This window comes from Solimonas sp. SE-A11, from assembly GCF_030345715.1.
GTDB lineage: Bacteria > Pseudomonadota > Gammaproteobacteria > Nevskiales > Nevskiaceae > Solimonas_A.
The window spans coordinates 20,683-35,891 of record NZ_JAUASX010000024.1; the positions used below are offsets into that span (position 1 = coordinate 20,683).

The window sequence follows — 15,209 nt, forward strand, 5'->3', positions numbered from 1 at the left end:
CGTAGGTGAGCGCCCCTATCAACAACAGCGGCCTGCGTTTCTCGCATCGAACATAACGAGAATGAATTTTTGCCGTCCTCTGCGGCTGGCGGTATTGCATGTGGTAGGTCCGTCGCAAACCGCAGACTACCATTCACGTCCCAAGCTTCTCTCCGCAATCGTTCGCTTGACGGCCTAGAAATTTAATATCGAACCGAGATCAGCCTCAAAATCGTAGGCCAGTCCCAGCGCGATGGTCGTGCTGTCACCCGGCACATCCAGCATGACCTGGCGCGCGGCCAGATAGCCACTGAAGCCCATGCCGATCTTGTGTATCACGCCCAGGCTGTAGCCGTCGCCTGAAAGCGCCGGGCTGCCGGCTTCGAAATCGAGTTTGCCGTAAGTCGCCGCCAGCTGCGTGCTGGCGTTGAGCGAATAGCTGCCGGAAACCAGCAGGTAGTGACGCGGCTCGGGTTCCGCCGCCACGTCCACGTTCTCGAAGGACACGCCGACGCTGTAACGCGGCGTTCGGAAGGAGCCATGCACTCGAACGCTCTCGGACTTGCCAGGCGAGCCGCTGACGGTGAGCAGCGAATTGCGGTCCACGTTGCCCGCCGCAAACGAGGCCGGATTCTCGATCTTGATGTACTGCACGCCCGCGCTCGCCAGGTATTGATCGTCGGGGCCGGTGATCACGTAGTCCGCACCGGCCGCGTAGTCGGTCTCATCATTCGGCGCGTCCTCCCGGCCGAAATAGCCCGCGGCATTCAGGCGCAGTCCGCCGAGAATCGACGGCGTGGTGTAGGCCACGGTGTTGGTGGTGAACCCGTTGGTGAGGTTGGAAAGACCGAAGCTCGCGCCTTCGCGCGCCTCGCGGCCGTTGAAGCCGGTCACAGAGGTGTCGTAGAACGGGTCGAGGCGCTCACCCGAGAGACGGTAGTCGTTGGCCTTGCGGCCGATCAGCAGCTGCCCGAGCGGGGTATCGACGCCGGCATAGAGCTGGCGCAGGCTCTCGATGCCGGCCTTCTCGTTCTTCTCGCCGGCATCCACGCGCGCGAACCAGTGCAGGGCGTCGTGCTTGACGCTCAGGGCCAGCCCGGCTTTGGAGGCATTGTTGACGGTGTCGTATTCATCGCCGACCGCCTCGAAATCGCTGTCGAGATGGCGCACGGAGCCGGCCAGGTGTGCATCGAAGCTTAGGTCGGTTTCAACGGCGAAGGCGGACTGGGCGACCAGAGCCAAAGCGGTGGCGGCAAGCATGCGTTGCATCTTTAATCCCCTGAATTTATTGAATTCCCTGCTGCCGTTACGCGCCAAGCTACAAAGTGGATGCAAACTGGGCCCTTTCGCCCGGGCGTCAGAGGGACGTGAGCCTCTCGATCATCCACCAGGCTGCCGCCGCCCCTACCAGCACGGAGCCCGCCTGCAACACCAGCAGGCGGTAGAGTCGCCGTTGCCGCAGCAGAAATATCACCGGCAGCAGGATGGCTACGATGGCAAGCTGCCCCAGCTCCACTCCGGCGTTGAAGGCCAGCAGGGAAAGCAGGCGCGCCTCATCCGGCAGGCCGAGTTCGCTGAGAGCCGACGCGAAGCCGAAGCCGTGGATCAGGCCGAAGCCGAAGGCCAGCAGCCAGCGGCGGCCGATGACCACCGGCCACAGGTTGTTGAGCGCTGCCAGCAGCACCGAGGCCGCGATGACCGCTTCTACCGGTGCGATCGACAAGCGCAGGATATCCAGCGCTGCCAGCGAGAGGGTGATGGAGTGGGCCACGGTAAAGGCGGTCACCACACCGACCACGTCCAGCAGGGCGGTGCGCAGGCGCGGCACGCCCACCCATTGGGTGCCAACCCGCACCAGCACGCAGGGCAGGAGCAGCGTGACCAGGAACAGGATGTGATCGGTACCGATCCAGATGTGATGCATACCTTCGCGGAGGTAGTCCGCAAATTGTGTCCAGCGCGATGCGCTGCGCAGCGAAAGCGAGCGCTGCGCCTGCGCCGGACTGAACACGGCGGTTTGCGTCAGCGCGCCGGCATGCAGAACCAGGATGCCGCGGTGCGTGGGGTCGATGTCAAACAGCAGGCGATAGTCCAGCGCCAGCGTCCCGGGTGGCTGAGCACAATGGCCCGCAAGCGTGAACCAGGCATACCGCCCGTCGAGGCGGTCGTTGACGAGCAGATCCTCGATCCGCAACGGGCAGGCGCCACGGTCTGTGGACACCTGCAGTGACGACTTCAGCAGTTGCTCCAGCGCCGGCTGTGCATCGCGCAGTTCGGCCCAGGTGATGGCACCATCGCCGTTGGCATCCACGCCCACGGCGGCTTCGAGATCGCGCAATGCGATCTCCCACTGGCCGTGGAGCTGTGCCTGTTCCACGGTAAGCGTGAGATAGGCGTCGCTGGGGCGGTGCCCCTGCGCGGCACCTCCGCACAGCATCAGCAGGAGGACGCAACAAAGACGGCCGGTGCGGCTCATGGTGCGGCGTCCAGGTAAGGCCTGAGACGCGCATCCTCGTAGCCTGTGGCCGCAATCCAGTCGCGGACCGTCTTGGCAGCTGCCGGCTGGCCCGCGGCCTTGGCGGCGGCGAGCAGCAAGCGTGCATCCCAGGGCTCGTGTTGCACCCGCCAGTTCTGTCTCGCCAGCGATAGAGCCTGTGCGGCGTCGCCACGAACCTGCAATACATAGCGCGCCTCCTCGCGCAGATGCGGAGAATCGCCGCGCTGCCGCGCAGCGGCGAAGCCGTCGGCAACGGCTGCCTGAAGGCTGGCATCGACGCGGCCCAATTGCTGTTGCGCCAGCAGCTGACGCAGGCGCAGAGCGTCCACACGGGCATCGCCGTCATCGCGTGTCACTACCACCAATGCTTCGGCAGACTTGCCGTGGTCCAGCAGGAAATCCGCATAGGCGGCGCGCAGCCCCAAGTCATCCGGCGCTACCGCCAATGCCCGCGGGTAGGCGGCCGCGGCCTCTTCAACGGCGCCGCTGCGCTCCAGCATCTCGGTGTATTCGGCCCAGTACCAGGCACTCAGCGACGGCGGGCGTGCGCGGCCAGGCGCTTCAAGCGCCTGAATCTGCACCAAGGCAGCGGACAACTCGCCACTAAGACCACGAACCGCTGCCACGCATAGCGCCGGCACGAAGTCATCCGTGAGTCCGATCAGCCTGGCGCAGGCTGCGCGCGCCTCTGGATAGCGGCCCAGTACACGCAGCACGGTAGCGCGCGTCAGCCACGCTTGCGCATCACGCGGGTTGTCCTTTAGCAGCAGGCCGAGATCATCCAGCGCGGCGTCGAAGTCATGCTGCGATTGCCTCAGAGTCGCGCGCAGCAAAAGCACCGGCGCGGGCGGGAGCGCTAGGTTCCACCACGGGCGCAGCATGCTCTGCGCATAACCCAGCCAGCGCGGATCACCTTCGCTACGCGCGCGCTCAATGTAGGACTGAGCCAAAGCCGCCGCCGCCTCCGGCGTAGCGGGCGCCTTCTGCGCGATGCGCGCCACCTTGCCGGCCGGGACATGCTCCAGCACCTGCCCATCATCGGTGGGCCGGAACGGGGTGGCAGCTGACGACAGTGGCAAGACCAGCAGTACGGCCGAGAGAATCCCCCGCGATGCGCGGGGGGAATTGACGGTCAGCAACGCTCTATCTGCTCAGATGGGACGCGGCGGTGCCGTGTCGTTCGTGTCTTCGTCGCTGATGTTCAACTGGTTGAGCGGCAGCGGTGCCGACACCTCGGTGGTGTTGTCGGCAATCTCCTGATCCACTAACTCAGATGTGGTCTGCGCAGCTTGCGGTCCCGCCGCGTTATCGTCGTGGCAGGCCGTGACGAACATCGCGGAGGACAGCGCCAGCAGAAGGCTGAAGCATTTCAGTCGGGTCATGGCACCCTCCGTTACGGCGAGCCGGGAACCGGCGTATTGAGGTACGGGAAGGCGGTGAGATACGCCGCGGGATTGGGACGAGCACCGTCGTTTACCACCGCACCCGGATTGACGACCATCGGCGTCGCGCCGGAGACGTTGCAGGTCTGCAGACCGTTAGTGCCAGTGAGCGCGCCTTCAGCGACGGTAAGCGCGATATCGACGACGTCATCGACCGGGCGGCGGCCGTTGGGGAAGCCCGCCAGATCGCAGCCCAGGAAGCCCAGATCGTTCTGGTTGCCGATGGCGGCCGGCGCAATAGCGGTGTTGAGGCGCAGCATTTCGCCCGGCACGGTGAGGTTGGTGGGTGCGGTGTACTTGAACGGCGCGCCGTTGACGGTGGCGGTGACGCCGGTGACGAAGGCCGCCAGCAGATCATTGCGCGGCGTGGCAGGGGGCGGCACGTTGAACAGGACGTTCACCAGCACCGGCAGGGTCGGATACAGCACGTAGGCGCCGAAGTTGGCAACGTCGTTCTTCGGCTCGCTGGTGTTGAACTTGTCCTTGTCGGTGATGCCGATCACCACTTCGTTCACCAGCGGGCTGCCGAGACGCGAAACCTGCGTCCACGCGCCACCATCCCGGCTCGGGCCCCGGCCGCCACCGTTCGCCACGGGGCCTGCGGGGTTCGGATTGAGCAGGCGCGCCTGGCGCTTGCTGGCCGTGGTCCAGGCGCCGATCACAGGGTCGGCACCGTTGGTGAGGCAGGCGATGGGCAGTTCCAGCGCGAGGGTGGTGACATTTTTGTTGCCGATGGTGTTGCCCGCCGAATTGCGAGCGCCCAGCGGGTTGAGATTGACCTGATCGAACACCTGGCCGAGATTGACCACGAAACCTTCGCGGCGCTGGCCGACGAACATGCGGGCACCGGTGGCCGCACAGCCCGGCACGTTGATGTTCTGCACGAAGCCTGCCGCGTAGCCGGCGTAGTCCGGGATCGATTTGCTGCCGATATTGTCGACCGGCTTGGTGAAGCTGCTGGCGCCGCCGCTGGCGGCGGTGACCGCTGCCACCGAGCCCGTGCGGCGGTTGCCGCGCACCAATTTCACGGTATAGCTCTCGGTGACGTTGAGCGCGCCTGTGGCCGCGCCCATGCCTGGTCCGATGTTGGCTAGTGGCACCTGCACGCCGCCTGCCGGGCCACCGGTTACCGGCACTTTGCCGCCTGTGACGTTCAGCGAAGGGATATTGGCTTGACCGTAGGCATTGGTGAAGCGAAACTGGAAGGTGAGGTCTTCGGCGCTGTCGCCGCTGTTGTCCACGTGGATCTCGTAGAGCGCATCCGGATCCATGGTGAAGTAGTTCGGCCCGCCGTAGGCATCCTGCAGCGGCTGGTAGTTGGCGAGGATGGTGACGAAACCCTCGCGGCCGGGCTCGTAGCTGCGGAACATGTAGAAATCGGTGCCATCCACCTTAGGCAGGCCGGCGACGAAAGGCGCCTCGCGGTGGCTGGAAGCAATGGCGGCACTGCCCATCGCAAGGCTAGTGGCGGCAAGCACAGCAGCCATTGCAATCTTGTTTCTAGTCACCAATCTCTCCTGGTTACGGTAGGGTGATCACCCGAACTGGAGGGTCTTACGCAGCTTGCCGACAATTGGATTCACGCAATCTCGGCCTGTGCACATAATTTCTTATTGCAGGCCGCTGGGCGAGCGCGGCAGGCTGCTGATCCGGATCAGCCTCGGCTTGAGATTGGATGACCGTACGTGCGTGGACTCCTCTCACACTTCCGCCATCCAGATGAGGTCGCGGCCTACATCGAACCCGTCGAACGCCGATGCACCTAGATCCAGCTGATCGCCTAGGACCAGGGCCAGATTCCTACACATTCAGGCAACCCACAGGCAATGCCAACTGGACTGACAGCCCAGCTCGCTCGCAAAGCCGTCCGCCAAGAATCGATGCTTCCATTACCAATCCCCAAAACACCTGACATGCGCTTCCTACGTAAGCGCCTCATATGTCGGATGCGTGGCATGCCTCATGGGGCTTCATATCGATTCCAGTGCGTCGCCGGTTCAGTTTAGCGCGTCGGATACGACCGGCGGACATCATCCGCATTCAAGCGCTGCTCCAGGAGCGCATCCAAATGCCGATTTTGATCATAACAACACCAACGGAGGTGCGGACCGACCTTGGTCGATATGCGTGCAAACGTCACCCTCCGAGTCGTGGATTTCCAGAATGCGATTCAACAAGACTGCCAGCGAGTTCTTTCGGGATGAACGCTTGAATGACCATCAGAATCGGCATTCTGAGGCCCTCGGCACATTCGCCTTCTTGTCTGACATCGAGAGGGAGGGCGCAGCGAGGGTGCAGTCGAAAATTGGACAGGCGGGCTGGGAGCTTGCCATTTGCCAGGCGGAGCGGCTCGGCGTCCATCTGATCGGCGTTAAGCCGCAAAGTCCCTAACCTCCATATGGACGGTCACATGAGCGAAGTACAAAGTCGCCCCCGGTGGGCTTGCTCGATCACCTCTGCATTGTGCCGGGAGGTAAATGCGGGCATCCGGGTCGATCTGAAATTGCATCACATAATCCAGAACGAGAGTTCCTGTGACTGACGACCGATGCGTGTTGGCACGCAGCGAGAGTTGACCCAGGGGGGGTGCGGACAAAATCTTGGACTATCTGAAGGGGTAGTTCATGTATTCACACGAGGATCGGCTACGCGCCGTGCAGTTGTACATCAAGCTGGGCAAACGAGTCGGTCTGACCATCCGGCAGCTCGGTTATCCAACCAAGAACGACCTCAAGGCTTGGTTTCGGCAGTATGAGCAGCACATCGATATGCCGGCCGGCTACACGCGCCAGGCGAAGTACACGCAGGCGCAGCGAGAACGGGCGGTCAACCACTATCTGGAGAATGGTCGCTGTATCTCGGCGACGATCAGGACGCTGGGCTATCCTTGCAGACCATTGCTGTCCGCCTGGGTTCAAGAATGGCGCCCGGAGGGATGCCCGCGCATCGTGGGGCGATCTCGGGAGCGGTCCCCGGCGGAGAAGCAATCCGCAGTCATCGCGCTGTGCTTGCGGCAAGGTAGCGCGCGGTCTGTGGCGGATGAGTTGGGCTTGTCGCGCCCCACGCTGTACAACTGGAAGCATCAGCTGCTCGGCAGCGACATCTCCGTCCCCATGACACGCAAACGTGAGCCCTCCCCAAGCCCTGAGCGCGATGAGCTGGAGCGGCAGGTCGAGTCGCTTCGACGAGACATCCGACGCCTGCAGCTCGAGCAAGACATTCTTAAAAAGGCGAACGAACTTCTAGAAAAAGATCTGGGCATCTACCAGCAGCTCCTGACGAACCGGGAGAAGACACAGCTGGTTGATGCCCTGAGACCAACCTACGCTCTGGCGGAACTGCTCCGAGCCGTCGGCCTGCCACGCAGCTCCTTCTTCTACCATTTGGCCCGGCTTGAGGTCGGAGACAAGTACGTCGAGGTGCGCCGCGCCATGGCCGACATCTTCGAGCGCAACTACCGGTGCTACGGCTACCGCCGGATGCGCGCGTCCCTCACCGGGCAATCCATGAATATCTCCGAGAAGGTCGTTCGGCGACTGATGAAACAGGAGTCCCTGATCCCCGTCAAGCGCAAACGCCGTCGATACGGCTCGTACATGGGCGAGATCAGTCCAGCGCCTGACAACCTCTTAAATCGGGACTTTAGCGCGGCGGGACCCAACCAGAAGTGGCTCACGGATATCACGGAATTCCAGATTCCGGCCGGCAAGGTGTACCTGTCCCCGATTATCGCTTGCTACGACGGCCTGGTCGTCAGCTGGCCGATCAGCACCCGTCCAGACGCTGAGCTCGTCAACACGATGCTGGATACGGCTATCGAGACGGTTGCTGGCTGCATCAACCGACCTGTGGTGCATTCGGATCGAGGCGGCCACTATCGGTGGCCTGGCTGGTTGTCCCGCATTGAGGAGGCGAAGCTTGTTCGCTCCATGTCACGCAAGGCGTGCTCGCCGGACAACGCGGCATGCGAAGGTTTCTTTGGTCGCCTCAAGAACGAGCTTTTTTACCCGCGCGATTGGCTGTCCACAACTATCGAAGAGTTTGTCGCAGCTTTGGACGCCTATATCCGCTGGTACAACGAGGTACGGATTAAGATCTCGCTGGGCTACCGCAGTCCCATGGAGCACCGCAGGAACCTAGCGATCGCTGCTTAACCGGTCCAAGATTTCTGCCGCACCCCCTGGGTCAACTTTCGCTGCGCGCCAACACATAGGCGACGCATTCGCGCCAAGCGTGGCGATCGGCCAGATTGACGCCGTCGACCAGGATGCGACCGGCACTGGGTGTGAGCAGCCCCGCGACTGTTGGGACGGAATTTGCATGTGGAAGTTCTAGCCCACGCTGTGCTGCAGCCGCGATTTTCTAGAGCAGCAGCTCGATTCGGAGCTAATCTCCAATGGGGTATTGCGTCATCATCCGGATTCCGCGCAGCCAGGCACAGGAGTCGCCCCCAATACCGTTGGATAAAGCACAAGCATCGCCAGCGTCCATACAAAGGCTTCTAAAGGCAGCCTGTTGCCCCCCGCTTCCTCGTTTCCGTATCGAGGGCGGACGAAGATACGCTTGGCTCCAAGGGCGCGCGCTTCTGCTACGCTGCTGACCTTGATTACAACACGGCGAGCATTTGTCTTCGATACTCGCACCCGGCGCTCAATCGAAAGCTCAAACTTTAGGCCCGCCACTGAGGAAAGCGAGTCCATCAAGGAAAGTACTCGACTGGCCTTGTCGACTGAAAGCACGAGTTGTCCACCGCCCTGCGTTTCAAACGCTTCGAGCAATAGCTGAGCGAACGCCGGAATTTTCTTGTTTCGAGCCCCCACACGGCTGGACCAAAGATGCATCGCCTTGCACAGGGCTCGCTCGTCATCCGATTCTGGAGCGATGTCTGCGAGGCATGAAATTCCATGCGGCCCGAGCTTGGACCTCGATATAGCCTTCTTCTCGTTGATCAGATCGACGATCTTCGTATGAAGCTCCAGCGTGACTGCCGGAACCTCCACTGCGCCGGAGCTGATACGCTTGCACAGGATCATCCAGTCGCGCGGCGTTGCCAGCGCTTTTGAATGGCGACTCCCCTCGCCTGCCCTCGGCTCCGGATTGCGGGGATTATCATTTCTAGCGATTCGGCTGGGATACTGCCGTTCGACACTGAGCATGACCGCCCGCAGCGAGGCGTCCCGCGGCCTGGCACCGCCGGCAGCGATACAAACCGCCTGCACCCCAGAAATCTCGGCTTCCCGGCCAAGAGTCACGGCGGCATGTCGCAGCCAGTCTTGCGCGTGCAAGTAGTGAAGCAAGGTCATACCTTCGTGACGATGGCCGAGGAGGCCGCGCACGGCGTGAAGGCGATGCATGGAGCCGCGCTTGCCCATCAACACCCCATTCGCCTGAGCACAATGAGGTATCAACTCGCGAAGAAAGGGCCAGTCGTCCGAGAACCGGTCCAACTTGAGATCATCTGCGTAAAGCGTAACCAGAAGCCAACTCGCCGCTGAGTGCCTCAGTGTCTGGATGCTAACCCCTTCATCCCCGGTGACTTCAGTCAACTTCTTGCTCAGCCGCCTTTGAAGGGTATCTTCGGAAACTGTCGCCCCGTAACCATGAACCAGGACTTCGCTCGGATCTCCTTCCATGATGTGAGATCGAATGTCGTCGTCCATGCCCCAATGATCATTCAACGCGATGGGGATACGCCGCTGCGACGAATCCGTCTTCAATGCTCGGTGAGAATTGTGGACAACATCAATCGTTGACCCCGTGTCGAGATTGATCTCGCCGCGCCGCTGCCCGCCAACCTCCCCTCGGCGCATCGAATAGGCGAACCCAAATCGGGCGATCACTCCCTGATATTCTCGATCACTCACACTCTCCGTGGACGCCTCGTCGCTGAGCATTTCGAGAAGGCTCTTGAATTCGAGCGGAGCGATCAGGTTGGCGTTAACCACACCCTCTAGCTGTTGGCCTTGAATCGACGGGGGGAGTTGATCGATCTTCCCAGATCTGTACGCCCAGCTCACAAAGTGCGAGTAAGACTTCCTGATCGTGGCGTTCCAGGAGCTCGATAACTCCGGATCAAGCAACTGCTCCTGAGCCAAATGCCAGTCATCATCGGCGAGCCCTCGTATGGGGGTTTCCAGAAGTGCTGCCATCAGACGGGGGCCAAGTGCATTGAGCATTGTCCGGACACTGCTCAGCCTGCGCGGAACACCCGTTGTGAGCTTTTCGCCCAGCAGATGTATCGTCCACTCCAGCAAAAGCTGGTCAATTTCCGACACAGGCGGCCGGGATTCACACAAGGCACGGAGCTGTTCGATAGCAGCCGCGGACTCCTTTACTGCCCTAAGTATGCTTCGGGAGCTGGTCAGGTATCCCCGATCTTCACGGCGCAGATCAGTACCTGTCGCCCCGTCGCCTTCCTGGGACTCAGGTTCCCTCGAGGGCCGATCCAACGGAGCTTGTTCGACCCATGGCGCCAACCCCGTTAACCTGCGCCAGACCGACTCCGGAACGGCATAACTTACGACGCGGCCCTCCGCGTAATCGACCACGAATTGGGGAACTCTCGGCGTCAGCCGCAATCGAGTGGCTACACCGCGCATGAGAGAAGCCAAACTTGGAATTTCGGCACTGCGCATGCCCATCTTCGCGCAGAACCTCTTTATCGCCTCGTCTGGTCGAGGAAATTCCGATCCATTGGCCTTCAGCGCCATGGCCGCCGCAGCGGTTCTGGGCGTCAAATAGAGACGGCGCGCACCAACGCCATCATGCTTGGGCCCGCGAATCGCGGGCAACCAAACATAGTAACTGTTGTGACAGACGCGGACGCTCTTCGATTCTGTCAGGGCCTCAAGCGCCGAGGCGAGCTCGTAGCGATTGAGAACGCCGTTGTCCATAACCAGAAGCAGCGCGATCAAGCCCATTACCTCAACTGGGTCCAACGGCGCGCGCTCTTTGCCGCCCCTCGCTTTATCAAGAAATATTTCGAGTAGAGCATCGATCCTTGATGCCGCCTCCATATCCGTTCCAACCATTTCCCCGATCGTCTGCCTCGGCTTCGGGAACTGGCAAATGACGATTCCCGGAATCGGCCTACCGACTATGGTTTCGAGGATCGCCTTCGCTCGCTCGATCTCGCCCTGCAGAGTACTGACGGGAGTGCTCGAGCCTTTGGTCGACCTCGACAGATGCTTCAGCAAGATTTCCCTGGCACCTTCGACGGTGAGGGAAGCCGAATCCCAGACGTAATCACCCGATGGGGCCACACATAGAAGGTGGAGTCGGCTCCACGTGAGTTCCCACTGTTGTAATTCATCGGGCGGGACCGATGAAATCAAGCGCCCAAGTTCTGGCGCAGCGCTATCCGGGAAATGCTCCCAAGAGGGCGACAAGGTCGTCACGACGTCCACGCCAGCCCGTCAACCAGGATGGACGGTATCGCTACCCATCCGTCTTCAATGAGTATCGGTTCGACATGCGCTGCGACCAAGTCGTGCAGCTCGCCGACCTGAAAGCCGGAGCCCTCCATCCAGGGGCAGGCGCCAAGGTTCCAGTGGCCCATCCATACGTCCACAGGCAGCCCTGGCGCGCCGCGTTCGAACAGGCGCGTTCTCATGCGCCGTCGCAAGGCATTGATTCTGTAGGGCCACAAGTCACCAGCGTCACGTTCGGCGCGCAAAGGCTCAAATACCCTCGCCTTGCCAGCATCGATCCAGAAGAGGTTGGATCCCTGCATCCGCGCGAGCGAACGCAGCAACGAGGCCATCAGCCGCCGATGATTTTTTAGGTGGTGCAGGTGATCAACAAAGACCCCGGGCACTGGAACAATTCGCCGATGGAAGCCTTCGGAGTCCTTGTCGCTGAATAGGGCGATAGTGCGTCCGCCGACCTCAACGTACTCTTGCTGTGGATCTATGGCTGCACGATAGGCAAGAGCTGCCGTCATCATGAACGCCGAGTACGCAATGTAGCTGTTCGAGTAAGCCCATACAGAAGCCATCGATCCATCCGGCACGACCGAGAGCCGCTCCCTGTAGGAGGCGCACAGGTCCTGCACTTCAGTGCGTGATGGCAACTTCGGTGCACCTATACGCCGTCCATCGAGGCGCGCACGGACGTCGTCTGCCGGCTTCATTAGGTCCTGGGACCTCCCATGCGATTTTTTCGCGCGATGGATCAATGTCAGCAGTGCTGCGTCGATTGCCTTTTCGATGCCCCCTGACATCGGCCCAAGGTAATGGCGAATCGTTCGAGTGTGCACCGGCTCCCAATCACCCCAAAGGGCGATTGATGCAAGGTCGCCCGTTTGGTCGAGCACTGCCCTTGGCAGCGCCTGTGCTATCTGGGCCGGCAGTATTCCAGCCGCCCTCAGCTCAAGGTCGATTTCTGACTCACGAAGCATCGACTGCTGCAGACTGGGATCGGCTTCAGCAATGCTCGCTCGATTCCCCCCCTGGCGGCGAAACCATTCCTCTGCCAGGTGGTGAAAGCCGATGCGATCCGGAATGCAAAGGAAGTCCTCGATTTTCTTGGGACCGCCCAAGATCTCGCCCGCCACCAGTTCGGGGCGTTTGGCCGAAACGCGAAATTGCCTGTCCTGCAACCGGTACTCGATGCGACTGGATATCGTGGTCCGCTTTGAATCATCGATCCAGAGACTTTCCTGAACGGTTTTCCGATCGTGCCCTGTTGCAAAGCTTGCCGCGTTGATCATCCTGGATCGCAGAATTTCGACACTATCACTTGCAAGGTCGATTTCAGGACCGAGGACCGTGTGTAGCAGTTGCGCCAATTTCTGACCGGTCAGTGCCTTGAGGGTCCACCGCGGCAACTGGTTTATGGACTGGGCAAGTTGATAGTGCCACTTCGTCCGCACCACCAAGGCGGGTGAAAGGAGACTCGACTCTTCGGCCGTCGCTGTATACGCGACGGTTCCGGATGGCTCTACAATTTCTTCGAGCGAATAGTCCTGGGAGAGTCGTCCAACTGCCCCTTTCTGATCGATTTCACTGAGCAGAGTCAGACCTGACTCTTCTGCGGCCAATTCGGCCGCCTCGAAGATCCACTTCAGTTGGTAGACAAATCGACCACGACCGATCTCGTGCAACTTCGAGCTTCGAAGCAATCGATTGAAACGCCTCCCACCTCGGGTCGCGTCCAAATCTAGGCGTTCTAGGAGGTTCGACAGTTCGACCAGGAGCTCGTGGGTGTCGGCACCGATTCCATAAGCCTCTGACGGGCTACCCAGAACCGCGTCAGCACTTAGACCTGCCACCTCCAAGCGCTCCCATGCCAAGTCGTGCTCAGGCCGGGACAGCAATCGGAGAGTATGTTCAATCGAGCTGAAGGCAGACAGGCGGGGGCCGTATGGATGAGTCGGGCGTATCACCTCAGTCCGACCCTTGGTCTCCCGGCGCTCCTGCCATTCGTTAACAAATTGCTTGTGCGCCTCGGGAGTCACCAACTTGCACGAGGCCGAGACCATATCCCCGATCACCTCGGAACACAGGTCATTGAAGAAATTCTTTCCCAGTGAGTCGATTTCGACGAGCATCGCCGACCAGATTGGGAATTCACTAATGCAGTATCTGTTGAGGGGACTGCTTCGTACCCCAGCATCACGCCCCGGAGCTTGAAACCACTCCTTTTGGTAGGAGGGGTCTATTGAACCGGCGGTCGAAGCGGCCCATACCAATGCGTCGGTAAAGGAGGAAGCGCTAGAGGCTGGATCTGGCAAATCGCGCCAGGATGGTCCAATCGACGAGAGCAGACGACCCCGTTCTAGGATGGCGCCCAGGTAGCGAAGATTAGGCGGAGCAAACAAAATCTGGAGCAGCGACGCAAGGGGTTTTCCCCCTCCCCTGGCCCCAAGCTCCACAATCAGAGCTGCCCTGTGGTCGCGCCATTTCACGCCTTGTCCCCTGCCGCCCCGGGGTCGTCGGCGTCGACCTTGACTTCGTCTGCCTCGGCTTTGACGTTGTTGGCGTCGACCTTGACGTTGTCGGCATCAGCTTTGGCATTGTCGGCGTTGGCGTTTTCGGCGTCGGTGTCGGCCGGCTCTCCTTTGGCGCTGCGGAGCAAGTCTGCAGCTCTATTCCGGCCCAAATCGAAGAACTCCGCCACGGAAACAGCAGTGGGCTTTTTCCAGTGCCACCACTCCCAAATCTCCGTTTGGGTCGCCCACTTCACCAACTCATCTATGGTGCAAGCCTTATACATGAGGGTTCCAAGCATTGCCGGATCGACTGAAGGGGCCGCCCTATCCACGACGAGGCATCGGATGGTCGACTCGGGCCGGCAGGCAGCAATTAACTTTCGAGTCAGGGAGACACATCCGGCTAGGGAGTAACCGCCTGCTTCGGTGTCGCCCCGGTACGCCACTTGGGGAGGCACCAATTGAAGAAGCGCCAATGCACCTTCTTCGGTACGGACGGGGCTCTCCGGCCGGTACGCGATATGCAGTCTGAAAAGTTCTTCGGGCTGAACTCGGGCGATCACCTGCAGCTGCCCTGCAGTGAGCTCGATGCAGCCCACCGCTGCGTCCCTTGAATCTCGCCCTTTCGGGGAACGTGCCATGTCCCGACTCCGACCTGTAGAAAACCCCCAACTCGGGGGCCAGCACGTACCCCACGCCTGGTCGTCTGAGCAGGCGATTTGGGACCATCCCCTAAGCACAATTCCCGCCCGTCGGCGGATGCCGTCCCGCAGCCTCGAATCGCGACAGCTGCAGCACCTTCACGAGCCTCGAGAACCACCTCATGTTGTCACTGGCACGTCCGCCAAATCGGCGGTCGACGCGTGCCGGAAGAGGCGCCAAAGCAAGGCATGCCCCATACCCATATTGCTGGCAAAGAGTCTTCCCAAGCGGCGGTTAAGCTGGTGTCTGCCCTCAGATCCCTGCGGGAGCCACAAATCGGAGACAGCTCGGTCTCCTCCCGGATGCCCCCAAGCACCCCAACTTGGTGACGCGGATCTATACCGCTCAGTCACCCGAGCCGCACCGGCTTTGTATACTGGAAAAGCGCAGAAACAGTCAACTTTATCGACCGATTTCGTAGTGCGGTAATCTACCTAGTTCTACATTGTGCTATATTATTGCATGAAAATGCGACGCTGCTTTTTGATTTAACATATTGTTTTTAATAGATTAAAGTGAAATATCGTCGCTTGTAGCGTTACACACTTATAGCTTCCGAAGCCGAGGGTCGGGGGTTCGAATCCCTCCGGGCGCACCAAATCAAAGACTTAGTGCCGGCTCGGCAGCCGGCACCCTGCTCTCGAAAAACTTCGGCCAA

General features: G+C 60.7%; 10 protein-coding genes. 2 read left to right on the top strand and 8 right to left on the bottom strand.

Going from position 1 to position 15,209, the window contains the following annotated elements; all coding sequences use genetic code 11:
• Window positions 1-174 precede the first annotated feature (174 nt).
• The 5 genes from QT386_RS20565 to QT386_RS20585 all read right to left on the bottom strand — a co-directional run bounded on the left by QT386_RS20565 (window position 175) and on the right by QT386_RS20585 (window position 5,405).
• Window positions 175-1,248, bottom strand: coding sequence for a porin (locus QT386_RS20565; protein ID WP_289275622.1), 1,074 nt, complete (start codon window positions 1,246-1,248; stop codon window positions 175-177).
• Between the two features lie 88 nt (window positions 1,249-1,336).
• Window positions 1,337-2,455, bottom strand: coding sequence for a HupE/UreJ family protein (locus QT386_RS20570; protein ID WP_289275623.1), 1,119 nt, complete (start codon window positions 2,453-2,455; stop codon window positions 1,337-1,339).
• Window positions 2,452-3,615: a tetratricopeptide repeat protein gene (locus QT386_RS20575; RefSeq protein ID WP_289275624.1), complete on the bottom strand. Its 1,164-nt coding sequence runs from the start codon at window positions 3,613-3,615 to the stop codon at window positions 2,452-2,454. The genes QT386_RS20570 and QT386_RS20575 overlap by 4 nt, the downstream gene beginning before the upstream one ends.
• Window positions 3,616-3,627: 12 nt before the next feature.
• Window positions 3,628-3,858, bottom strand: coding sequence for a hypothetical protein (locus QT386_RS20580; RefSeq protein ID WP_289275625.1), 231 nt, complete (start codon window positions 3,856-3,858; stop codon window positions 3,628-3,630).
• Between the two features lie 11 nt (window positions 3,859-3,869).
• The gene (locus QT386_RS20585) at window positions 3,870-5,405 is read right to left on the bottom strand and encodes a DUF4331 domain-containing protein (RefSeq protein WP_289275626.1); all 1,536 of its coding nucleotides are present in this window, start codon (window positions 5,403-5,405) and stop codon (window positions 3,870-3,872) included.
• A 676-nt stretch (window positions 5,406-6,081) separates the two neighbouring features.
• Here QT386_RS20585 and QT386_RS20590 point away from each other — a divergent pair.
• Complete coding sequence (locus QT386_RS20590) at window positions 6,082-6,309, top strand: hypothetical protein (protein ID WP_289275627.1); 228 nt, start codon at window positions 6,082-6,084, stop codon at window positions 6,307-6,309.
• A gap of 233 nt (window positions 6,310-6,542) precedes the next feature.
• A complete protein-coding gene (locus QT386_RS20595) occupies window positions 6,543-8,072 on the top strand; it encodes an IS3 family transposase (protein ID WP_289275628.1) in 1,530 nt (509 codons plus the stop codon).
• A 258-nt stretch (window positions 8,073-8,330) separates the two neighbouring features.
• Here the strand turns inward: QT386_RS20595 and QT386_RS20600 are convergent, their stop codons facing one another.
• From QT386_RS20600 to QT386_RS20610, 3 genes are all read right to left on the bottom strand, one after another.
• Window positions 8,331-11,114: a hypothetical protein gene (locus QT386_RS20600; RefSeq protein WP_289275629.1), complete on the bottom strand. Its 2,784-nt coding sequence runs from the start codon at window positions 11,112-11,114 to the stop codon at window positions 8,331-8,333.
• A gap of 197 nt (window positions 11,115-11,311) precedes the next feature.
• Complete coding sequence (locus QT386_RS20605; protein WP_289275630.1) at window positions 11,312-13,825, bottom strand: hypothetical protein; 2,514 nt, start codon at window positions 13,823-13,825, stop codon at window positions 11,312-11,314.
• Window positions 13,822-14,490 (bottom strand): hypothetical protein, encoded by a 669-nt coding sequence (locus QT386_RS20610; RefSeq protein WP_289275631.1) that lies wholly within the window; start codon window positions 14,488-14,490, stop codon window positions 13,822-13,824. The genes QT386_RS20605 and QT386_RS20610 overlap by 4 nt, the downstream gene beginning before the upstream one ends.
• Between the last annotated feature and the right edge of the window lie 719 nt (window positions 14,491-15,209).